The 23,400-nt window shown below is 37.3% G+C and carries 16 protein-coding genes and 2 pseudogenes; 15 read left to right on the forward strand and 3 right to left on the reverse strand.

Features of this window, described 5'->3' with window-relative positions; translation table 11 throughout:
- Positions 1-1,646 precede the first annotated feature (1,646 nt).
- The 4 genes from V3564_RS01860 to ndk all read left to right on the forward strand — a co-directional run bounded on the left by V3564_RS01860 (position 1,647) and on the right by ndk (position 6,235).
- Entirely contained in the window at positions 1,647-1,811 is a 165-nt protein-coding gene (locus V3564_RS01860; protein ID WP_455481152.1) for a hypothetical protein, read from the forward strand.
- Positions 1,812-1,893: 82 nt separating this feature from the next.
- Entirely contained in the window at positions 1,894-2,187 is a 294-nt protein-coding gene (locus V3564_RS01865; RefSeq protein ID WP_455481435.1) for an autotransporter domain-containing protein, read from the forward strand.
- A gap of 625 nt (positions 2,188-2,812) precedes the next feature.
- Positions 2,813-5,425, forward strand: coding sequence for a BafA family autotransporter (gene bafA / locus V3564_RS01870; RefSeq protein ID WP_455481153.1), 2,613 nt, complete (start codon positions 2,813-2,815; stop codon positions 5,423-5,425).
- Positions 5,426-5,812: 387 nt separating this feature from the next.
- Positions 5,813-6,235 carry a nucleoside-diphosphate kinase gene (gene ndk / locus V3564_RS01875; protein WP_455481154.1) on the forward strand — a complete coding sequence of 141 codons (423 nt, stop codon included), beginning with the start codon at positions 5,813-5,815 and terminating at the stop codon, positions 6,233-6,235.
- A 104-nt stretch (positions 6,236-6,339) separates the two neighbouring features.
- Here ndk and pgsA read toward each other — a convergent pair whose 3' ends face one another.
- The 3 genes from pgsA to V3564_RS01890 form a co-directional block, all read right to left on the reverse strand.
- Complete coding sequence (gene pgsA, locus V3564_RS01880) at positions 6,340-6,921, reverse strand: CDP-diacylglycerol--glycerol-3-phosphate 3-phosphatidyltransferase (RefSeq protein ID WP_455481155.1); 582 nt, start codon at positions 6,919-6,921, stop codon at positions 6,340-6,342.
- 73 nt (positions 6,922-6,994) lie between these two features.
- Positions 6,995-8,980, reverse strand: a complete 1,986-nt coding sequence (gene uvrC / locus V3564_RS01885) for an excinuclease ABC subunit UvrC (RefSeq protein WP_455481156.1) — start codon at positions 8,978-8,980, stop codon at positions 6,995-6,997.
- A 373-nt stretch (positions 8,981-9,353) separates the two neighbouring features.
- A complete protein-coding gene (locus V3564_RS01890) occupies positions 9,354-10,217 on the reverse strand; it encodes a 23S rRNA (adenine(2030)-N(6))-methyltransferase RlmJ (RefSeq protein ID WP_455481157.1) in 864 nt (287 codons plus the stop codon).
- Between the two features lie 718 nt (positions 10,218-10,935).
- Here V3564_RS01890 and nagZ point away from each other — a divergent pair.
- From nagZ to V3564_RS01945, 11 genes and pseudogenes are all read left to right on the forward strand, one after another.
- Positions 10,936-11,967, forward strand: a complete 1,032-nt coding sequence (gene nagZ, locus V3564_RS01895) for a beta-N-acetylhexosaminidase (RefSeq protein WP_455481158.1) — start codon at positions 10,936-10,938, stop codon at positions 11,965-11,967.
- A gap of 210 nt (positions 11,968-12,177) precedes the next feature.
- On the forward strand, positions 12,178-12,489 hold the full coding sequence (gene tatA, locus V3564_RS01900; protein WP_455481159.1) for a twin-arginine translocase TatA/TatE family subunit: 312 nt from the start codon (positions 12,178-12,180) through the stop codon (positions 12,487-12,489).
- A 56-nt stretch (positions 12,490-12,545) separates the two neighbouring features.
- A complete protein-coding gene (tatB, locus tag V3564_RS01905) occupies positions 12,546-12,986 on the forward strand; it encodes a Sec-independent protein translocase protein TatB (protein WP_455481160.1) in 441 nt (146 codons plus the stop codon).
- The gene (tatC, locus tag V3564_RS01910) at positions 12,983-13,765 is read left to right on the forward strand and encodes a twin-arginine translocase subunit TatC (RefSeq protein ID WP_455481161.1); all 783 of its coding nucleotides are present in this window, start codon (positions 12,983-12,985) and stop codon (positions 13,763-13,765) included. Before tatB ends, tatC begins: the two co-directional genes overlap by 4 nt.
- Positions 13,766-13,822: 57 nt before the next feature.
- Complete coding sequence (serS, locus tag V3564_RS01915) at positions 13,823-15,100, forward strand: serine--tRNA ligase (RefSeq protein WP_455481162.1); 1,278 nt, start codon at positions 13,823-13,825, stop codon at positions 15,098-15,100.
- 136 nt (positions 15,101-15,236) lie between these two features.
- Positions 15,237-15,896 carry a protein-L-isoaspartate(D-aspartate) O-methyltransferase gene (locus V3564_RS01920; protein ID WP_455481163.1) on the forward strand — a complete coding sequence of 220 codons (660 nt, stop codon included), beginning with the start codon at positions 15,237-15,239 and terminating at the stop codon, positions 15,894-15,896.
- 165 nt (positions 15,897-16,061) lie between these two features.
- Complete coding sequence (locus V3564_RS01925) at positions 16,062-17,246, forward strand: peptidoglycan DD-metalloendopeptidase family protein (protein WP_455481164.1); 1,185 nt, start codon at positions 16,062-16,064, stop codon at positions 17,244-17,246.
- A 386-nt stretch (positions 17,247-17,632) separates the two neighbouring features.
- Positions 17,633-18,085 (forward strand): preprotein translocase subunit YajC, encoded by a 453-nt coding sequence (yajC, locus tag V3564_RS01930; RefSeq protein WP_455481165.1) that lies wholly within the window; start codon positions 17,633-17,635, stop codon positions 18,083-18,085.
- Between the two features lie 486 nt (positions 18,086-18,571).
- A complete protein-coding gene (locus V3564_RS01935; protein WP_455481166.1) occupies positions 18,572-18,958 on the forward strand; it encodes an Mth938-like domain-containing protein in 387 nt (128 codons plus the stop codon).
- A 1,093-nt stretch (positions 18,959-20,051) separates the two neighbouring features.
- Positions 20,052-21,842 (forward strand): annotated as a pseudogene (locus V3564_RS01940) (ShlB/FhaC/HecB family hemolysin secretion/activation protein).
- Positions 21,843-21,865: 23 nt separating this feature from the next.
- A pseudogene (locus V3564_RS01945) lies at positions 21,866-23,293 on the forward strand (filamentous hemagglutinin N-terminal domain-containing protein); the annotation flags it as partial.
- Positions 23,294-23,400 lie beyond the last annotated feature (107 nt).

Here is a 23,400-nt window from a genome sequence, read left to right on the forward strand (position 1 = left end):
TTCCTTTAACACACGATATTATTTTAAGCTGTTTTATATCTCAAAAAAACATTTAAAAAATCTTTTTATAGGTTATAATTATAACACTTTTAGGTGTGTTAATGAAGTATTTTCGTCCTTTAATTGTGGATAAGTTTTAAACCATATAATGTAGTGTTTGATTGGTCAGAGTTTGGTGCAATGAGTGCTTTGTATGTGATGATTTGTCCCCTTGATGAGCGTGAGACCGAGCGGGTGCACGTGCTATTTATGTATATGCGCTTTTTTCAAATATGCGAAATTTTTTATTTGAAATGATGGACTGTAAATAATGCAACGCAAATTAAGGCTAATTTTTTGGCCATTAATGACCAGTGCTTTTTTGTAAAGATTGCAATGCAAGCACATGGAGTAACTGCGCCAAGAGAGAGATTATTAACACCAGAGGTAAGGCGAGCACTGGTTACTTTGGAAGATGGTTCTCTTCAAGTGTCCGTTTTGGTGGCATGTAAAAACTCTAATGATTAATAGTGGAGCAGTGGTGCGATATTAGAAGGAGCAGTAAAGGTTAATGGCTCTGGGTGGCTTCAGATTTATGCTGACGATGGATAAATATCAAACTACAATAGAAGAGATTGTTTTCTTATTTAAAAGACTCTTAATTATAATTTATTGCTACTAAAGTTGATGAGGAAAACTTTCTGATCCAGATTTTAAGTGGTGAGGTTGGTGTTATTTTTTTCTTCTATAGATTCTGGTTATACAGGGGCTAGTCTATACTATTCTCTAACTTTATATTGGTGATATTTCGAGCCGTATAAATTGCAATTTGAATGTTAATTTTTCTCAGGGATATGGTGATTACCTTTTCATTGAGAAAGAGAGGCGGCTCACCAATATAATAAATGTTATGGACTCTGGTGCTGAAATTACCAATTCTTCCTTTTATCTATTTGATTTAATTACTGCTAAAAATGGAAAAGCTCATTTTACTTAAAAAAAGCTTCCGATAATGAGGCTGTTGATGGTGGAGCTGATAGATATGATCTAGAGCAGAAAGATGATAAAGGCGGAAAGATGATAAAGGCGGAAAGATTTGATGTTTGACTGCTGCGGAAAAAATTACTATTTCTCTTTAATCACTCCGTATAATACGAAGTTTCCTATAGCTAGCTCTTTTAGGGAAGAAGAGGGGATTACGGCTTTGCAAGATTCTATAGTCAGTTTTTATGTAGATGATTTCAGTACTGGTGAGGATAAAGGAATTTTGCAAATTTTCGTGCTCAGTGATGAGCACATAGTTTATAATTTCTGATAATGAAAATATGGACAATCCTAAAGGATCATTAACAATATAGTGCAGAAGGCTGGAATACTCCACGTTGAAGTTGGTGGTTTCAGTAAGAGTGTTATAATTAAGAATGAGGAGTTCCGAGATTGTAGGGGAATAGGGAATCTCAGAATGTACTATCCTTTATGAAGGTGGAAAACAAAGAGTGAAGAGGAAGGGACAGCATTGAGAACTGGAATCTATGGCAGTGAGCAGCTTGTTTTTGGAGATTGCTATGTAAACGCTTGGATTGTAGGGAGCAGCGCTTGTAATATCAAAGTTTTATGATCAAGATGGAATCCTCGGATAGCAAAGTGTGTATGATGATGGAATGATTATGGAAACAAACATATGGATATATGCAATTAAGAGCAAAGAAAACATTGCTATAAATCATACAGATTTGCAGCTTGAGCAGGCGGATATAGTTTTAGGTATCAGTGGATTAGGTGATTTGACAAATGGAGAGTTGTATATTGGTGGCTTCAGCAGTTATGATTAAGCGCGTGTTGCACATGCACGGAGTGATATAAAAGTGGCACATTGGAATTTATGCAACATATTTTAATAACTGCGGGTGGTATCTGGATGGTGTTTTTAAATGTAATCATTACCGAGATAATCTAAAAGTCATTTCAACGAATGCTCTAGCCATTCAAAGTGATTATAAACAGTGGGTGATTGGTGGGTCATGTGAGATTAGCTGTTGTTTTGAATTAGCGCAAAGCGCTTGGATGCAACCTTATATCAAACTAACAGGGGTTAGGTTGAAGGTAAAAAACGAGCTTTCTAATGGAGTGACAGGCGATATAAGCCCATTGATTTCATTTCGTAGTACAGTTGGATTAACTGCAGGATATGAGTTTATGTGGGTGTAGAAACTTCATTAATGGCTTATATTATGGCAGTTTTTGTTGCGTGAGAATATAGAAAATAATTACACCATGGTTAGTAACCAGAGTAAACTTATCACGGATTTATATAGAAGTTCAGGTAAATTGGGAATTGGTTTTGACAGTCTCATCAGCGATAAACTAACGCTTTATGCAGAAGTCTCATTATTTGAGAGAAAATAAGGTTAAGTAGTCACTTCAAGGGATTTTTGGGTTGTACTATGCTTCTAATATGCGTTTTATGTGCTAATTGACCTCAGTCATTATTTTTGCAAATTAAACGCTCAATACTCAGATAATGTCTCTTGAGAGCATAAAGACATTGAGGGTAATTCTATGTTCTGTTAAAGGCGGGTATCATCTTTTATTTATTATTGCAAGTTTTGCAAATTGTGCCTTGAGTACAGAGGTATAATTTAAATTTTATGCAGTGCTTCCTGCCTGAGACGAGAATAGTCTTTTGGTTTTACAACTTATAAGTGTATATTTTTAAAATACACCATAAAATATATGTTGCAACATAAATAAAACACATTACGATACAATCAAAAATAGACTACCTGTGTAGTTGCAGGATGTTTGTCTAATTATTGGTAGTGGAGTGTATATTATGCAGCGTAAATGCAAATTAAGTTTTTCAGTATTGATGATCAGTAGTTATCTTGTGCAAATTGCAAGTGCGGATGAAAACAGGAGTCGGTCGCTAACACGTATAATGAGTGGAAATACGGTAGAAAAAGGTTCAGCATTGATTACTAGACTTCTAATTCCAAACACTAATATTACGATCAGCGATGGTGGTGCAGAGGTTGTTGAAAATGGCTATAGTTCAATGGGTACTACTGTTATGCAAGGTGGGTGGCAGGTAGTTACGCGTGGGGGAAATGCAATAAGCACTAAAATCCTCGCTGGCTCACAATTTGTTTTCGAGGAGGGGGGACTTGTAAATCTTAAAGATTTGGGGAGGAAAAGTAATGCTTATGATACTATGGTTTTTGGTAGTGATGGTGTTGTTGGGCAGCAGAATGTGTACGATGGTGGAAAGGCCTGGAATACGAAAGTTATGATGGGCGGAGAACAAAATCTTTATGCGGGAAACAGAAAAGAGGGTGGTTCGGCAGAGAATACTGAGGTCTCTGGGAATGGAAGGCAACACGTCTTAGCAGGAGGAAGATCCTCTAATACTATCTTGAATGATCAAGCTATTCAAGTTATATATCCTAGAGGATTTGTGGATACTCTAACGATTAATAATTCTGCTAGCTCATGGCTTCATGTTGGTGCAGAAAAAGTAGTTGGAGAGGTAAAGGTCAATGATAAAGGACGCCTTTATTTGTTTGCTGGTGATGTTACAGAACATATTACAAAAGAAAAGCTTTCTGTAACGGGAAGAAGTGATGAAGCACTATTTTTTGTTGGTGAGCGGGATAAAAAAGGAAAATCTCAAATTGAAATTGAAGGTTTAAGTGGTAATGGAGGGACTATTAGTTTTGCATCTGTCCCGTATGATCCACGTCATATTTCACTTTATGTTGAGAAGCTTTCAGGAAGTCTACACTTTAATTTCGATATCGGTGCTTCGGGTGGCCGTAATAGCGATTACTTATTGATAGGTAATGGTTCAGGTGATCATAAAATAAGCATAGCCGATTCTGGTGTTGAAATTACAGGTCCTATCTCGCAAAGGAATGGTATTGTTACCGAATTCAATTTAATTACTGATAGAAGCCAAAGCGGAGGAGCTAATTTTACCCTGACAAACCATTCTGGTGAAAAAATTGAAGCTATTGATGGTGGCACTTATATGTACCGTTTATATAAGAGGGAAAGGAGTGCCGATTCTAGTGGTGATTTCACAATTTGGTATTTAGGTATGGGTACTGAAAACTCAGAACGTTCAGGAACTCTCCCTCAGCGTAAGAATAGAAGGCCGAAGGCTATCGCTTTTACAGCTTCTTCATCTACTGATGTGGATGCACACTCTAAACAGAGGTCTTCTTCTCAGAAGCAAGGTTCTACGCGTCGAAATGCTACAGGTAAGAAAAATAATGAACAGACATCTAAGCCAAGGCCTCCCCGGCACTTGAGAGAAGTTCAGCGTGTTCCTATCCTTTCAGCAGCTTCATCTCCAGAGAATCAGATTATTAATATATCACATCCAGCTGGTCACCACCATCCTTCTGATGAAAAAGAGAATTCCGTTGTTTCTGCAGATGCTTTATTGCTAGCCGATCAGATGGTTATGCTCTCAAGCTATCAGGGTGAACTTCCTCTACAAATGAGGCAAGAGCTACAGGTTTCTAATTTATTAACCACTCCTTCTACGGATGCAGTGTTGTCTATGTCCGTTACTCCCGGACTTATTTTTGATAATGAGCTGCAAACTGTGCGTTTTGGGAGAGGACTTTTAAACGGAAGTAAGAAAGATTCAGCTCTATGGACGTATGCGATCAAGAGTAAAGAAAACATTGTTACAGATCATACAGATTTTAGGCTTGAGCAGACGGGAATAGTCTTAGGTATCAGTGGATTAAGTGAGTTGACGAATGGAGAGTTTTATATCGGTGGTTTCGGCAGTTATGATCAAGCACGTGTTGCACATGCACGAGGTGGTACTAGCAGTATAAATATCTATAGTATTGGGGCTTATGCAACTTATTTTGATCATAATGGATGGTACCTAGATGGTGTTTTTAAATACAATCGTTATCAAAGTAATCTGAAGGCTATTTCAACGAATGGAGTAGCTATTGAAGGAAATTATCAACAGTGGGCTGTAGGTACATCATTTGAGGCGGGTTATCGTATTAAGATGGCAGAAAACAGTTGGTTGCAGCCTTATGCGCAATTAACGTGGTTGCAAGTTGAAGGTAAAAAAATAAAGCTTTCTAATGATATGACAGGTGATATAAGTTCATTTACTTCGTTACGCAGTGAGTTTGGATTATCTTTAGGGTATGAATTTGGATCAGGGATAGATACTTCATCTCTAGCTTACATTACGGCTGCATGGTTGCATAAGAATAAAGATAACCATCATACAACGATTAATCAACAGTATCAATTTGCTACAGACTTATCAGGGAATGCAGGTAAAATAGGAGTTGGTTTAAGCACTTTAGTCAGTGATAAATTAAAGCTTTATGCAGAAGCACATTATGTCAAAGGGCATAAGACGAAACAGTCACTTCAGGGTATTTTAGGGGTACGCTATAGTTTCTAAGTATGTAATCGTTTTTTGATAGGTCTTAGCGTGTGGGGAACTTTGGACGTTAGACCCGCGGTATTGTATAGCACTTTTTCAAAGAAGAGAGCTTTTCATAAAGGTATATATTCTACTGCTTGTTGTTTTTTCTTGTATCTTCTCTTCTATTAAATAGTAACTTTGAGGAGAAGCGTTTAGGGTTATGCAAGTAGTTCAGAGTTTGTAAGAGAGGGTAGTACTGTTATGAGGAGCTCAAGTGCCGCGGGCATTTCTATTATTTACTGAAGTTTGCACTAACCAATGTACATTTTTGAAAGCCTGCAGGTTTTTTCCATAGTCTCTTGGCAAAAGGCTTCTTGCTCGCTATAGAACGGTCAGATAATGTTATGCAATAAAGGTAGTCAAATGGCTGTAGAACGTACTTTTTCAATGATTAAACCGGATGCAACGCGTCGTAATTTGACAGGAGCGATTACAAAAATGCTTGAAGATGTGGGGCTGCGTGTTGTTGCGTCTAAACGTGTTTGGATGAGCCGGCGTGAAGCTGAAAGTTTTTATGCGGTTCATAGAGAACGCCCATTTTTTAACGAATTGGTTGAGTTTATGTCTTCTGGTCCAACTATTGTGCAAGTTTTAGAAGGTGAAAATGCAATAGCTAAGAACCGTGAAGTAATGGGCGCTACTAATCCTATGGATGCACAGGAAGGGACAATTCGTAAAATCCATGCTTTGTCGATTGGCGAAAATTCTGTCCATGGTTCAGATAGCGCTGAAACCGCAAAAATAGAAATTGCTTTTTGGTTTTCCGAAATGGAAATTGTTGGTTAATCAAAGCATGTATAAAAGATGGAGAATCCCAAAACAACGTATTTTGGGATTTTTCTCATAAGGTTATATATTTTTTTGAAAGGGTGTGTGGTGCTCACAATTTTTCATGTGATAACGTGTTTTAAGCCTGCACGAAAATAATCCCATCCTGTCCACAATGTGAGGAGAGCAGCGATCCATAGCATAGTGATGCCGAATTCCGTTGTGTAAGGAAAAATTTTATTGCCAGCCGGTCCTGCTAAGAGAAAAACAATGGCTACCATTTGTACGAAAGTTTTCCATTTTGCAAAACGAGAAACGGGAACACTGACTTTCAATTCAGCCAAATACTCACGTAATCCTGATACAAGAATTTCTCGACAAAGAATAATAATAGCTGCCCATAGTGTCCATCCAGCGATAGTACTGTTTGCGGCAAGCAATAGCAAACAGGCAGATACGAGAAGCTTATCTGCAATTGGATCTAACATGCGACCAATATTGGATGTTTGTTCCCAAATACGGGCAAGATAGCCATCAAAAAAGTCAGTAATAGATGCAACAACAAAAATGGAAACAGCAATCCAACGTGCGATATCGCTTGATTGCAGTTGTCCTTCTACAAAAAAACACGCAACAACCATTGGTACCGCGATGATCCGTGCATAAGTTAGAATATTTGGAAAAGAAAAAGTATGACTTTTCATAGAGGCATTTTCAATTCTTTATAAAATATGATTTATTTCATAAGGGTAACAAGGCAAAGATTATGAAACAAGCCTATTTTTGATTAAAATGATTATGAATTTTTTGTGCAATGGTGATGGAAATTCCCATGACTTTTGTTAAATCTTCGAGTGAAGCATCGGCAATAGCTTTAGCACTTCCAAAATGATGAAGTAACGCACGCTTTCTTATTGGACCAATATTTGCGATTTCATCAAGCGGATTTTTAAATACTGATTTTTTTCGTTTTGCTCTGTGAGTTCCAATTGCAAAACGATGCGCTTCATCGCGTAGACGTTGTAAGAAATAAAGGATCGGATCACGTGGGGGAAGTGTAAAAGGTGTTTTTCCCTTTACAAAAAACCGTTCACACCCCGCGTTACGGTTAGCGCCTTTAGCGATCCCAACGACCGTGATAAGATCATCTAATTTTAATTCAGATAATATTGTATGCACACTATTTATTTGTCCTTCACCACCATCGATTAATATAAGATCAGGCCAAATAGGGAAAAAATCATCGTATTGATCTTTTCTATTTTTTCTTCTATTAGGCAGACCATGCTCCTTGATAAGACGTGAAAATCTTCGTTTTATGACTTCTTTCATCATGCCAAAATCATCGCCGGGTGTGATATCAGTCGAGTAAATGTTGAATTTGCGATATTGATTTTTAATAAATCCCATTTGACCTGCAACAATCATCGCACCTACTGCATTTGTCCCCATAATATGGGAATTATCGTAGACTTCTATACGGCATGGAATATGAGGCATTTGGAATATTTCAGCAAGACCTTGAAGTAATTTTGTGTGTGTAATTGTTTCAGCAAGCTTGTGTTCAAGTACTTCATGAGCATTGATATAGGCGTGATTAACAAGAGTTTTTCGTTCACCTTGTTTTGGTAAAGAGAGGAGTATTTTACGATTTGTTTTGAGATTGAATGCCTCCGTGAGAAGTGCTTTTTCTTCAATTTTTTCAGATAAAAGGATGAGTTTTGGAAGTGGCTTATCATCGTAAAATTGGGCAAGAAAACTCGCTAAAATTTCAGTACGAGAAAAAGATGGATCCGCTTTAGGAAAATAGGCTCTGTTTCCCAAATTTTGTCCCATGCGGAAAAAAAACACTTGAATGCAAGTCATTCCTCCCTGTTGCGCAATTGCAAATACATCTGCTTCTTTTATCGTTTGAGGGTTAATACCTTGATGGCTTTGCACATGAGAGAGAGCAGATAATCGGTCACGATAGTCTGCTGCTTGTTCAAAATCAAGCTTTTCTGCGGCTTTATGCATAGCTTTAACTATCTCATTTTTAACGTATTGGCTTTTCCCTGAAAGGAAAGCTTTTGCTCCTCTAACCAGTTCTCTATAATCGCTGTCACTAATTTCATGTGTACAGGGTGCAGAACATCGCTTAATTTGGTAAAGTAAACAGGGGCGCGTACGATTTTCAAAAACTGAATCGGTACAGGTACGTAATAAAAAGGCACGTTGTAAAACGCTTATTGTTTGTCTAACTGCACCTGAAGAAGCAAAAGGACCGAAGTAATGAGCTTTTTGTGTTCGGGCACCACGATGTTTGTAAAGTGCAGGTGCTCGATGATCATCAGTAATAATGATATAAGGAAAGCTTTTATCGTCACGCAGTAACACATTAAAACGCGGATGTAATTTTTTGATGAGATTAGCTTCTAAAAGTAGCGCTTCTGTTTCAGTGTGAGTAACGACAAATTCCATATGACATGTCGCACGAATCATGCGAGTAATACGGTTATTGTGCCCTTGTTCACGGGTGTAGTTTGAAACGCGTTTTTTGAGATTACGTGCTTTGCCAACGTAGAGAACATCATCATTCTCATCAATCATCCGATAAACTCCAGGCTTATGCGGAAGGTGTTTAACAAACTCTTGTATGAGTTCGGCACCTTTGAATCGTTTTTTATCATTTTCTTGATCGGCATTATCTCGTGTAATGTGAGAGAAAAAAAGAGGGGGATCTCGTTCACTCTGATGACAAGCTGTGTTTTTTTTCAAAAGCATTTAGTTGATCCAAGAATATTTTATGTTTTTCATGTGAAATTTTCTTATCCATCAAGCACTATCATTTATATATTATAGTTATTACTCCTATAAATAACGTATTATGACATGAGCTCATTCGATTTTAGAGTTATTACTTTTCATAAAAAACATGAAGAAGATCTTTAAAAATAGTTTGCGAGTTAACCAATTGTATCTATTGATGAAGAGAATGATAAATCTGTGCTGCTGATTATGATGTGTATTTGGCGCTAATATGGTAAGGCTCAAAAAACCGATAGCCTCTCTAGTATTGTAATATTTCTAAGAAGCTTAATGCTTTTGATTCTTACAAAGAAGATTTTGATTTAATGTGGATATAAAGCAAAAAAGTCTAACATAATGAATGTTCTTTCTGGAGCCATTTATGAGTCATTCGTGCATTTTTATCTTGCCCAAGACGGTTGATAAGAAAGGGGCTAAGTTTTTTAATTTCTTCTTCAAGGAGGTAGGGGGGATTGATAAGAATCATACCACTTCCACTCATGGTAGGCGGTATTGAGCTTTCTCGAATACGCATTTCGAGTTGTAGAATTTTAGGAATTTTTGTTTTATAGAGTGCGTGAAGAAAATTTTCAATTTCTTTGTCATACTTAACAGGATACCATAAAGCGTAGATTCCTCCAGGAAAACGACGATATGCTTTCATTAATCCCTCAATAAGGCGGGAAAATTCACCAGGTTTTTCAAAGGGAGGATCAACAAGGATAAATCCACGTTTTTCTTTTGGTGGTAAATGCGCATTTAAAGAAAGCCAACCATCCAAATGCAGGACTTTTGTTTGATAATCATCGGAAAAATTTTTTGATAAAATGTGATAGTCTTCAGTATGCAATTCAATTGCGGTTAGCCGATCTTGTTTACGCAATAATTGGCGGATAAAAACAGGAGAGCCAGGATAGAATAAGATTTCTTTTTCCCCTTTATTGAGTGCATCAATAACATCATACCATGGACAAAGGAGTGCTTTTAAATCTTCTGGGATAGGAGATAAAAAAAGTCTTTGGACGCCTTCGCGCCACTCTCCCGTTTTATGTGCCTCCAAAGAAGAAAGGTCGTAAATACCGATTCCGGCATGCGTATCTATAACGCGAAAAGCCTTTTCTTTACGTTTGAGATATTCTACAATACGGGTGACAATAATGTGTTTAAAAACATCAGCAAAATTGCCAGCATGATAAATATGGCGATAATTCATGAATAAACTTTATCATATATATGACTGCTCATTAAATTTTCTATTAACATAGAATAACGACCTTTTATCAACAAAAGTTTTCTTGTAGAGATCAAAAAATATGTACATTCAAAAGAATATTAATGCCATGGATTGGTAATTATTCACTATATTTTTAGTACGATACAATTTGTATTAACTGGATTAATTATTAAAACTGCAAATCTTTTACCAGAGTATAGACAGAGAAAAAACTTCAACTGAGGCGGTTTCATTTATATTCGTGAGAGAGTTTTTTTAGCATCGCTGTCTTAAAAGGAAAATCATAGAAGACATAAACAGCGTGAAGCACCAGTAAAAGTTACTGAAAATTTTAAGATAAATTTTCACATTGAACAATAAACTTATTAATAATGTGGAGATTTATACATTAGACGCCTTTTAAAGTTCCTAATAGAAATGTTATTAAACTAAACTTTTCCCTTAAACAAAGCTGATATAAAACTATGAGCAAGGGCAGTAAAAACATTGGCATGATATGCGGATAGATTTCTAACGCGAGCATTTAAGTAATGATTTTTGTGAGTTAGAGCGCAAGTTTCATGTTTGTGTGTGAAATGGTTATATTGTTGTATATGATATTTGAAGTATAGCTTTAAAAAATTGACATGAGATATACGAGCTGTCTCAATTAAATGAGAGAGTGTTGAGTAAAATAAGCATTGAGGTAATTGCTATAATGTCAGAAATAAAAGCTATGATTACTGGTATCTCCAGTTATTTTCTAAAAGATGAAGAAAAAGCCTTCATTATGGAGCATAAGCCTTGGGCTTTTATTTTGTTCGCACGCAATATAGGGTCGGCAGATGATGTCAAAGCGCTTACTACATCTTTACGTGAGGTAAGCGGATGTGATGATATTTTTATTTTTATTGATCAAGAAGGAGGAAGGGTGCAACGTTTGCGTCCACCTCTGGTACCTCGTTATCCAGCAGCTGCAACATTGGGGAAGCTTTATAAAAGGGATCCAGATAAGGGAGTTCGTGCTGCATGGATTATGTCTCGACTTCTTGCTTTTGATTTAATAAAGTTTGGCATCAATGCTAATTGTCTTCCTGTTTTAGATATTCCTGTGAGGGGAGCACATGATGTTATAGGAACGCGTGCTTATGCCCAAGATCTAGAAACAGTTACAGCTTTGGGATGTGCAGCTGCTAAGGGGCTTTTGGATGGGGGCGTTTTACCAGTAATAAAACATATTCCTGGACATGGACGAGCGTTTTCTGATACGCATTTTGAGTTAGCACGTGTTGGTACGTCGCTTGAGATTTTGGAAAAGTATGATTTTATGCCTTTTAAAAATTTGGCTGATTTACCAGCTGCCATGACTGCGCATATTGTCTATGAAGCAATTGACGGTGAAGTGCCTGCAACGTTGTCTAAGGAGGTTATTGAGAATATTGTTCGTAAGAAGATAGGTTTTGACGGGCTTTTAATGTCAGATGACGTATCAATGAAAGCTCTTTCAGGGACTACACTTGCGAAGAGTTTTTCAGATTTAACACGTAAAGTTTTTACGGCAGGCTGTGATATCATCCTTCACTGTAATGGTAATTTGGAAGAGATGTTTGCGATTACGCAGATGACACCGTTTTTAAAAGGTAAAGCATTGGAACGTGCATATAGTGCTTGCAGTAGGATTTCGCAACCTGATAGATCAGATGAGAATGCTTTAAGAGAAGAGTTTTCACACCTTTTGAATTTTGTTTGAAACGGGTTATCATTTTTGACTTATCTACGTTTGCTGTAATACGCTAAGCAAAAGAAAAAGGATGCTAAAAAGTCGATTTGCAATAAAAAGCATGCAATTGCCTTTAACTTGAAAAAAAAATATACAAGTAAAATATGGTTATATTTTGTACATTCCTTCAAAGTGAGCATGAACAAACGAAATCAAATTCAAAATCAGTGAGAGAGAGTGATGGGTAATATTTTTTCACCAACGCATTTAATTGTAATTTTATTAATCATCCTTGTACTTTTCGGGCGCGGTAAGGTTTCTGAATTAATGGGTGATGTTGCTAAGGGGATTAAAGCTTTCAAAAAGAATATGAAGGAAGAAGAGAACAGTATTGAGGATAAGCTTGAAATGACTGATTACTCCAAAACAATTGATGTGGAGCCTCAACAATCTGAACCGTTAGCAGTGAAACGTACAGCAGCGCGTAGAAAAGCTTCTGCTTCCCCTAAAGGAGGTAAGACATCTGCCACTAAAAAACAGCGTGTAAAGTGATAAGGGTGCAATCGTGATGTACGTTATTTTTTTAATGAGGAAGTTGAGTATAAGTGATGTTTGGGATTGATGGGCCAGAGTTTCTCGTAATCTTACTTGTTCTCATCGTCGTAGTTGGACCAAAAGATTTGCCTAAAATGCTAAAGACAATAGCAAAGGCAATAGCCTATGTGCGTTCAACAGCGAATGAATTTCGTCACCAGTTTGATGATGCAATGAAGCAGGTTGAGCTTGATGATTTGCAAAAGACATTATCAGATATCAGTGATTTTAGTCCACGCAAGGAGTTAACAGAGACTTTTAATTCCATTCATGATGCAATAGGGGATATCCGCGATAATTTTGATGTAAATACAACGCATTATAAAACAGAAAACGATAAAGAAATTTTGGAATGTGATCAGAATAAAGCCAATGAAAATTTAACTGTATCCGTTTGTCCTCATAGTTCTGGGAGCGTTTCTGTAACTTCTAAAGATAAAGAAGATGTGTCATGAATGTTAAGAAAGATGAAGTTGACGCCAATATGGCATCACTTTTAGAGCATTTGATTGAACTCCGTCAGCGAATTATTGCTACCCTAATTGGATTTTTAATAGCTTTTATTATATGTTTTCTTGTCAAAGATTGTATATTAAATTTTTTGATATGGCCTTATCAATGGGCAATAAAAATATCAGGTGGTAATCCTGAGACTATTCGTCTGCAGTCAACACAAGTATGGGAAACTTTTTTAACGAAGATGAAACTTGCTGCTTTTGGGGCAGTTATTTTATCTTTTCCTTACACGACTTTCCAGTTTTATAGCTTTGTCGCACCAGGACTTTATAAAAATGAGCGTATGGCTTTCTTGCCATTTCTCATTGGTGGACCAATTTTATTTTGTATTGGAGCGGCGTTTGTTTACGCTCTGTTGGCACCGATAATGCTTTGGTTTAGCCTTTCTCAGCAATTTCTTCCGGATGTTCATTTAAAAATAGAGTTTATAGTTCGTATCTCCGATTATTTGAGCTTTATGACATCGTTTATCCTGATTTTTGGTTTGATTTTTCAATTGCCTCTTGTGACTGGTCTTTTAACGAAAGTTGGACTTTTAACTTCTCGTGGTTTGGTATCTAAAAGAAAGTGGGCTATCCTCATCTCCTTTATAATTGCAGCGATAGTAACTCCATCAGATTTTTTTACTATGTTTGCAGTAGCCTTACCAACTATGGCTCTTTATGAGATCTCAATTTTGATTTCTTACTGTATAGAAAAGAGAAAAAAATCCTCTTAAAAGAAGTTTACTTATGTGATAGGAAACGAATAGAAACGACACAAATGAGGAATTTTGATGCTTGATATTAAATGGATTCGTGAATACCCTGAGAAATTAGATGAAGCGCTGGAAAATAGGGGTATTGAGCCGCAAGCGAAGAGATTAATAAAACTTGATTTTGAACGGCGTTCACATGTTGCTAAAGTGCAATCGGCACAGGAGCGTCGCAATGCGATTTCAAAGGAAATAGGACAGGCTTTAGCTGCGTGTGATCAGAAAATGGTTGAGCGTCTTAGAGCTGAAGTTGAGGAGATTAAAACCTTTCTTTCTTCTGCTACAGTAGAAGAAAAGCGGTTGACTGAAAGTTTTGAGAAGGCTCTTTCAGGACTCCCAAATATTCCATTGGATGATGTTCCAAAAGGTAAAGATGAAAGCGATAATGTTGTTATTCGACATTTTGGCACACCCCCGACATTTAATTTTACACCAAAGGAACATTTTGATCTTGGTCAAAATCTGAAACAGATGGACTTTGAGCGAGCAAGTCGTTTATCAGGGGCACGCTTTACAGTGGTTTCAGGGGCATTGGCACGGCTTGAACGCGCATTGGGTCAATTTATGCTTGATGTGCACGTTGATGAACATGGTTATACAGAGGTTTCTGTACCTCTTCTTGTTCGTGATGAGATTGTTTATGGAGCAGCCCAGTTGCCGAAGTTTGCTGATGATCTTTTTCGGACGACAGATGGTCGGTGGCTTATTTCTACAGCAGAAGTGCCGTTAACTAATTTGGTAAACAATGAAATTCTTGAGATATCAGATTTACCGCTGCGATTTTCTTCTTTGAATCCTTGCTTTCGTTCGGAAGCGGGATCTGCAGGCCGTGATACACGTGGTATGTTGCGTCAACACCAGTTTTGGAAGGTGGAAATGGTATCAATTACCACTGAAGAGCAGTCTTTAATGGAACTGGAACGTATGACAGAGTGTGCAGAGGAGGTGCTGAAACGTCTTGGTTTACCTTTTCGTACGGTGGTTCTTTCTACTGGTGATATGGGATTTGCTGCACGTAAAACTTATGACATTGAAGTTTGGCTTCCTGGCCAGGGATGTTATCGTGAAATTTCTAGTTGTTCAATCTGTGGAGATTTTCAAGGGCGGCGCATGAATGCCCGATATCGTAAAGAAGGTGATAAAACATTGCACTTTGTTCATAGTCTGAATGGTTCTGGTACGGCTATTGGACGTTGTCTTATCGCTGTTCTTGAGAATTATCAGCAAGCGGATGGATCAATTATTGTTCCAGATGTTTTACAACCCTATATGAAGGGTGTACGTTGTATTACTGCTTAACTTTGCAAAAGGAGAACCGATATGCGTTTATTGCTGGCAGATGATGACATTCAAATGCGGGGTTTTTCCATCTTAAAGGAAATGAGTTGTACGTACAACAATAAAGTAGCTACTCCATTGGAGATCGAATGACACTATGGGGCAAAAGAATATTTTACGATTTCGTGAGGAATTGGCCAGCCTTGTACTGAAAATGCGCAGCAAAGGAATTGATGATGTTCGCTTTTTTGCGGCATTTGAGAAAATTCCGCGTCAACAGTTTGTTTCTGCTCCTTGGCTCAACAGTGCTTATGATAATAAAGTTATTCCAATTGAGTGTGGTGAATATATTGAGCGTTTGGAAGAGCAGCTCTTGATTCTTTCTGCGTTATCGTTAAAAAAAAAACATCGCGTCTTAGAAATTGGTACAGGATCTGGTTTTTCTACTGCGCTTATGGCATGTCTGAGTGACCGTGTGACAACAGTTGATCGTTATAAAACACTTATTAATTTAGCGCGCCAAAAATTTCAAACCTTGGGAATTGACAATATTGTTGTACAGCAGATTGATGGAAGTCGTATTGTTTCAGATTTTGGATCATTTGATCGTATCCTTATTTGGCCATCACGTTCTGATGAACCAAAGGAGTTTTTAGAACTTTTAGCTGAAAATGGGATTCTCATTCAAGCTATAGGACCTGATGAAGGGGTACAAAAGGTGACACGTTATACAAAAATCGGCAGTCGATTTGAGTGCTTAGAAATGTTTCAAGTGCGTTATCAACCTTTTATTAAAGGCATCGCAGAAATACTTTAGCTTTTAAATTTCAAAGTACTGCAAAAACTATTTTACCTTTTTTATAAAAAATTCATTTTGATCTTATTGTAAAGATATTTATGAATAAAATATCTAATTTTAACTCTTAGGTAATATTAAAAAGCTTTAATACAGTGGGTTGAGTATTGATGAGTGAGCAAAACTATGTGTTTAAAAGTTTTGGGTAATATTTCTTGGCATAATTTTCAGGGAATAGCTTTTTTAGCAGTGATAATGATTTTTTCGGGGTGTAGTTCCGGTACGCAGCGTTTCACTAGTCATTTTCCTAATCGTACGGGATCTACTCGATCAAATGCATCTACAATTGTGCATGAAGATACGCGAATGCTATCGTACGGTGGTGGTATGATACAAAGCACTGAATTGCCACCTGTGGAGCCGAGTGGTGATTCGTGGGCTTATAACAATACTCCGTATAATTCGTATAATTATCCACGACAAGGTGGGGCACCTTCTTCTGGTCGTCGAATTATGGGAGCACCGCCACGCAATCTTGGAACACTTTCCCGTTCACAAATGGATAATTCTCCTATTTTTCGGAGAAGCTCTTATATTGTCCAGAGTGGAGATACACTGTTAAGCATTGCACGGCAAACAGGGAGCAGTGTTGAGGCATTAAAATTAGCAAATAGTATAAGCAGTAATTCCATTTATATTGGTCAGGTACTTATGATCCCAAGCAGGCGTACACAAGCAGCTTCGAATACCCACAATGATGATTGGGCGATACCAACGACAAAATCTTCGTTCCAGTCTCAACCTACGTCCTCCATAGGATACAAGAGAACTCCACATTATAAAGATCCTGCAACAACCGCATCTTCTGCAACGATGAACAGATCAGGTATTGAAAAGAATTCTTCTAACCAGATGATGCAATTGAGACATGAGACCGATTTATCAGATACTGTTGCGAATACGGATAATATTGTTACTCCGCAAGTCACAGGAATTGCTAAGATGCGTTGGCCAGTGCGAGGGCGTTTACTAAGCCAGTTTGGCCAAAAAAAAGGAACAACAGTTAGTCGAGGAATAGACATTTCTGTGCCTGAAGGTTCATCGGTAAAGGCTGCGGAAAATGGTATCGTTATCTATGCGAGTGATGGGTTAAAAGAGCTCGGCAACGTTGTTATGATCCGACATGAGAACAATATTATTACTGTTTATGGATCTAACAGTAAGCTTGTTGTTAACAAGGGACAAAGGATACAACGGGGTGATGAGATCGCTAAGTCTGGTGTTTCAGGAAATATTAAAACTCCACGTGTCTATTTTGGGGTGTATAAGGATTTGTTACCTGTTGATCCTATCAAATATTTGGAAAACTAACTCATGGTAACTGTATTTTTAAAATCTTTGATTTATATGGATTTTAAAAAAATAATCAATTTGTTTGAATCAATAGTATCTCAGCACAAAATTATACGTCTTAGGAGAGTGACTAGGTGAGCTCATTAAAAGGGGAAAAGATTGTTTTGTATCATTTATTTTTCTGGTTAGTGAGAATGCTTATGTTATATAGAAAAATAAATTTGTTTTTTTAAGTTTTTTCTCATTGTCTTCTGCTTTTTAAGGATTTATTGCCTTTCTATAAAGTTGTAATTACATTGTATAGTTATCGATTTATATGATAGATCCTCTAGAAAAGCTTTTTTTGAACCAAGAGTTTATTTTGTAGAGTGGGAAATACCTGAAGTTTAATATAGGAGATAAAAATGTTTATTACTAACGCTTACGCTCAAGTTGCAGACGGTGTTTCCAATGGAACCTCACTTCTTAGTTTCGCCCCATTCATTTTGATTTTTGCAATTATGTATTTTTTTATGATTCGCCCGCAGCGTGCGCAAATGAAAAAGCGGCAAGAAATGCTTAATGCTGTGCGTCGTGGTGATACAGTTATAACGGGCGGTGGTATTATCGGCAAGGTTATGAAAGTGTACGATGACAGTGGTGAATTAGAAGTTGAAATTGGTGATGGTATGCATATTCGCATTATCCGTTCAACATTAGCTGATGTTCGTGTTAAAGGAGAGCCGATTACGGAAAAAAAATCAAAGCTTAATGCTAAAACAAAAGCTCCACGAAAATCTAAATCTAAAATTGCAATGAAGGAAAATATGGGTGTATCTAAAGAGAAAAAAGCTATATCAAAGGAACAAGAATCTTAAAATATAATTGCAGTTTAGTACATTTTTTATAACGTATTTTTATAAAAATTGGTAGCTTTTGTATAAAAGACGATTTCATTGGATGGATAATTTTATAGTTGATAAAAGGACATAATAATTTGTTTGTTCCCTGCGACTATTAAAAAATAGTTACTTCATTTGTGGAATATCTCTGCGAAGTTTCCTATCCTTTGAATAAGGTTATTTTTTTGTATGAGAGAAGTTTTTTGTTTTTGAGCAAATAGGCTGAAGTAAATTTTTCTTTTAGAGATGGATCTGTTTAAACGAACGTAGCATTTCGCTACGGTTTATTGCGAATTTTTCGTATATTTCTTGTATTGCTAGGGTAGTATTCTGTATAAAAAATTTGCATCAACGTTATACGTGTTATGAACAATATATCAATATTTATTATAAATCCTTTACTGTTTTTTAGGGGGGAAAGAAAAATGCAATCGGTTTTTTTAAAATAAAGGATATTTACTTATGTCTCATGCAATTCAAATCCGTGAAGCGCATTTTCCAGGACGCGTACCTATTGATGCTTATGGAAATGGTGGATTTCGTTTTGCTGATATGTCACATAGAGGTTCTATTATTTGTGTGCCATCAGGTATTTATGGTATTGATATGGCAGATCCTATTCCCACTCGAGGAGATATATCTCGTGTTTTAGAAGAATCATCTAAAATTGAAGTTTTATTAATAGGTACTGGAATTGAATTATTGCGATTGCCTGAAGAGTTACGGGTGCTTTTATCAGAAAAGCGTATTTCATCAGATACAATGAGTACGGGAGCAGCAGTGCGTACATTTAATGTTTTATTGGCTGAAGATCGTGCAGTTGCTGCATTATTATTTGCGGTAGAATGATAGGCTATTTAATAAAATAAATGCCTTAGTCTAATATGAAGGAATCTTATGATTATTGATTTCTATGAAATTTTTTATCGATTAAAAAACAAATCTTTTATGATTAAGGAATTTTTATATAAAGAGATAGTGTACTGTCATCTGTACAGTTAAAAAGTATTTTAAGTTGTGATACTTTCACGTCTGAGTTTGCTGTAAGTGTTTCTGCTAAATTTCTTATTCTCTGTACTGATTTTTTATATTTTCTTGGGTGCAAGTATTGTAAAATAGGAGGCCAAATTTTCTTTGGTTAGCTTTTTGCCGTTTTTTATCACAAATAAATGTTTAAAGTCCGATAAGACCAACTTTAATGATTTCTACCAGTTCAGATAAAGTAGAAAGTAAGATATCTATTGGGAGTTTACTTTTCGCTATCTTTAGATGAATGATATCATTTTTTTCATCTTTCAAATTTGTATGGGATCACCTCATCATAAGATTCTATACAGAAATATGTCAACTTAAACACGTTCATGCGTACCGTTATGCTATTGTGATAATATTTCTCAATGTCTTCCTCTGTCCAAATAGGAGTTCCGTTTTTTGCTTTTGAGAAATGGTTTTTTTATTCCTAAGACTGAATTATTTTCCAAAGGTCCCTGTTCACTTGTCCATTTTAAAGGTCCATTAAGTATTTTCAGAAAGTTTCTAGCCACTGCTGGCGTTTCTTTATGACGTTTAATAGCATCTATGACATTTCTTTTTTCGATTGCTTTGAGATGGAATGCTCCTTATAGAATCGTGCATCTTCGTAAGGATGGGTTCTTTCTATCTTTTTGTACTTTAAGGAGGCTATGCTAATTGGCGTTGTTAGAATATTGTTTAAATAGCCATGTAAATGAAACTTCAATAAGTTTTTTCAGTTTAGATTTAGGTAGGAATCTTTGGAATTAGGCAAGCGCATCTTTTTAGTTTAATAACTCTTGCATTCCACATATTCTACATCTTGGTTTATGACCAACACACACACTATACAATTACCATATTAGAATGGGCATTCTATCACTATAAAAAGTTCATGAAGCGGTTTTTCAGCAACGTTTAATGAATTTAAATGCGGGGGAAGTTTTCTGTGTTTTTTATATTATTACACCAAGGTCGTCTATTAAGAATTTTTTTTGCCATTATTCTATTGTTTGGCTTTTTAAATATCTTCACAGTATATGCACAGTCGTCAGTTATTTTATATCCACAGTTACCAACAGATGAAATTTCTCGTCAACATTCTGAGAAGCAAAGATTACAGAAGATTGAGGACTTACGAGCTTTAACACCCCGAAAAATTAAAACTTCGTCTGAAGGAAATGAGGGAATACTTCTTAGTGGTGGATTTTGCTTCGCAATTAATCGTATTCTTGTTGAGGGAGTGCATCATATAAAAAAGCGCACGATTGCAACAGTTACGGATCCTTACATTGGTAGATGTATAAGCCTTTCTGATATACAAGTTTTAATCAAACAATTAACCAAGGTTTATCTGGATGAAGGCTATGTGACGGCACGTTTTTATATTCCTGAGCAGGATATAAAACACAGTAAGGAGTTGAAGTTTATTGTTGTTGAGGGGAGGCTTTCAGATATTTACTATAATGGTTATCCCGCTTCTCCTTACAATAATATTGTGTGGAGTGCTTTTCCGGGTCTTGAAGGCCACATTCTCAATATGCGTGATATTGAACAGGGGCTTGATCAGATAAACAGGCTTGTTTCAGCGCATGCTAAAAGCGAACTTCTGCCAGGCAGTGAAGATGGTAGCACAATTTTGAATATTAACAATCAGCCTGATAAAGCTTTAAGGGTGACTGTTTTCCATGATAATTTAGGACAATCTTCAACGGGTTATGCGCGTTATAATGCGGGTTTAAAACTGGAAAATATTTTAGGGATCAATGATTCGTGGGATTTTGGCTATCAACGCAGTGAGCCAGATTATTGGGGCGGTAGCAAGCAGGAGGGGCATAGCAATAACATTTCTGCGAGTGTTAGTATTCCCTACGGTTATTGGACATTTTACCTTAGCGGCTATGTCTATAATTATTAAAGCATTATAAAGGGCAACTTAACAGATATTGAAACAACAGGTGATTCCAGTGAATTACACGGCAGCACCAGTTATGTCCTTCACCGTGATAGTCTTTCTCTCACAACACTGAATTTTGGTCTTTTTTACAAAAGAACCAACAATTACCTTCTTGGAAATAAGATTGAGGTTGGTAGTCGCCAATATACGGTTGCAAATTTTGGGATTTCGTATTCTCGCCAGATGCTTGGTGGAACGTGGACATTTGATGCAAGTTATTTGCAAGGGCTTCATTTGTTTTATTCTGTCAAAAAACATGATCCAGGAGCGGGGGATGCGGAGCCTCAATTTGCAAAATTTACTGGCACGATCAGTGCAATGACACCCCTTAAGCTAGGAGGATGGAACTTCGTATTGAGTAATCTTTTGAGTGGGCAATATTCGCCTCATAATTTATTGGGCGCGGAGCAGATTTCGTTAGGAGGAGCTTCAAATGTCCGTGGGACGCGCGATAGTTTGATTTTTGGTAATAATGGTTTTTTTATCTGTAATGACTTGTTGCTACGAACCATTCCGTGGAGAAACAATGCTACTCTCAAAAGGTTTTTGGGTGAATTTCGCCCTTATATTGGTTTGGATTATGGTCGTGTTTTTTCGCAACCTTTATATGATTTTTCGAGTGAACAGCTTGTGGGTTGGACAGCAGGGGTAAAGCTTTCTGGGGGTATTGTCTCTCTTGATGCGCGCTATTCGAATATTCTGTGGAGCACAGTTAAGCACCAAAAGTTGGGAACATTTTTTATGACATTAACAATGGATTTTTAAGCATATCTATGGGGAGTTAAGGTATGACATATGATAAGAGAGAAAAAAGAACTGATTGGTTTGGAGTTTTAGTGTCCAGTACTATGCTCAAAAAAGTTTTGTTAAGCGGGATTGGTTTTACTTTTTTGTTACAGTCTCCAAAGTTACAAGCACAAATTTCTTTTGCTCCTGGAGCCATTGCAACTCATCGCCCTGATATTGTTTCTGCACCCAATGGTATTCCCGCGATTGATATCGTCACACCCAACAGCAGCGGTTTATCCCACAATCAATATTACGATTTTAATATTGGAAGTTCCGGCATTATTCTAAACAATTATGCGGGTGAGGTTGGACAATCGGAATTGGGAGGCATTATGGGTAGCAATCCGCATTTGCATTTTTCTGGTTCTGCTAAAGTTATTTTAAATGAAGTGACAAGCGGCAAAAGGAGTGCTCTTAACGGTCCTGCAGAAGTTTTTGGACGCCAAGCAGATGTTATTATTGCCAATCCCAATGGGATAAACCTGTGATGGCTGTGGTTTTATTAACACCCCTCATGCGACATTAACCACAGGAGTTCCTGAAATTGATGGTTCTGGTTTTCTTAAAGGTTTTGTTGTGAGAGGAGGGGATATCACGTTTGGTCGTAACGGGGGGAATTTTTTTCTGGTAATGGTTCTGTTGATATCCTGGATATTGTTTCCCAGACGGTTTATTTTGAATGGCCTGTCGCAGGTAGGGAGATTGGTGTGACCGTTGGTGCGGGTACTTTTGATTACGCTTCTCGTGCAATGAAAGAACTCACCGAGATTTCCGGCACACCGGAATATGCGATAGATGGTTCTGCATTTGGTGCTTTACAGGCGGATCGCATCAAGCTGATTGCGACAGAAAAGGGAGTTGGAGTCCGAATGCGTCATGATATGGCAGCGAATTCTGGGCAGTTGCAGCTTTCTTCTGATGGGAAAATTTCATTGAAGAATGTTTTTGGGCATAAAGGTGTTGATATCAAATCGAAAAGCAAGAGCGTGTTGGCTAAGCGCATCACATCAAATAAGGATATTGATATTGTTGCTTCTGAGGGTGTCACATTAGAAATAGTGGGTGCTGATGGTCATTTGATGGTAGATGCACAAAGTGGGCTTTTATCTATTACAGGTTCAGCAACGACGGGTGGTGATATAGAGTTGTCTTCGCTTCATGCCATAAAAGTTTCCCAACTGGGAGTGGGTTCTGATTTAGCGTTTTCAACAGGGGGCAAGCTTACGATTGATGGTACTGTTTTAGCTGCGGGAAAGCTAGAGGCGCACGCTGGTGGGGATATACAGGCGCATTTTTTAGCTGGTGGTGTTGATATGGCAGCCACTGAAGCTGCAGGTTTTATTGTCCTTGGTACCCAAGGTGGTGTTAATCTTGAAAGCGTGGAAGGGGGCATTGCAGCTGAAAATATCTATAGCAAAGGACCAATCTTCTAGCCATTATGAGAGCGTTGTGGAGCAATCCGGGATCAAAGCGGGTGAGGAAGATTTTGAGATAACTGTTACAGGGAAATACAACACTGACCGGAGGCATCATT

This window comes from Bartonella sp. B12(2025), from assembly GCF_053795135.1.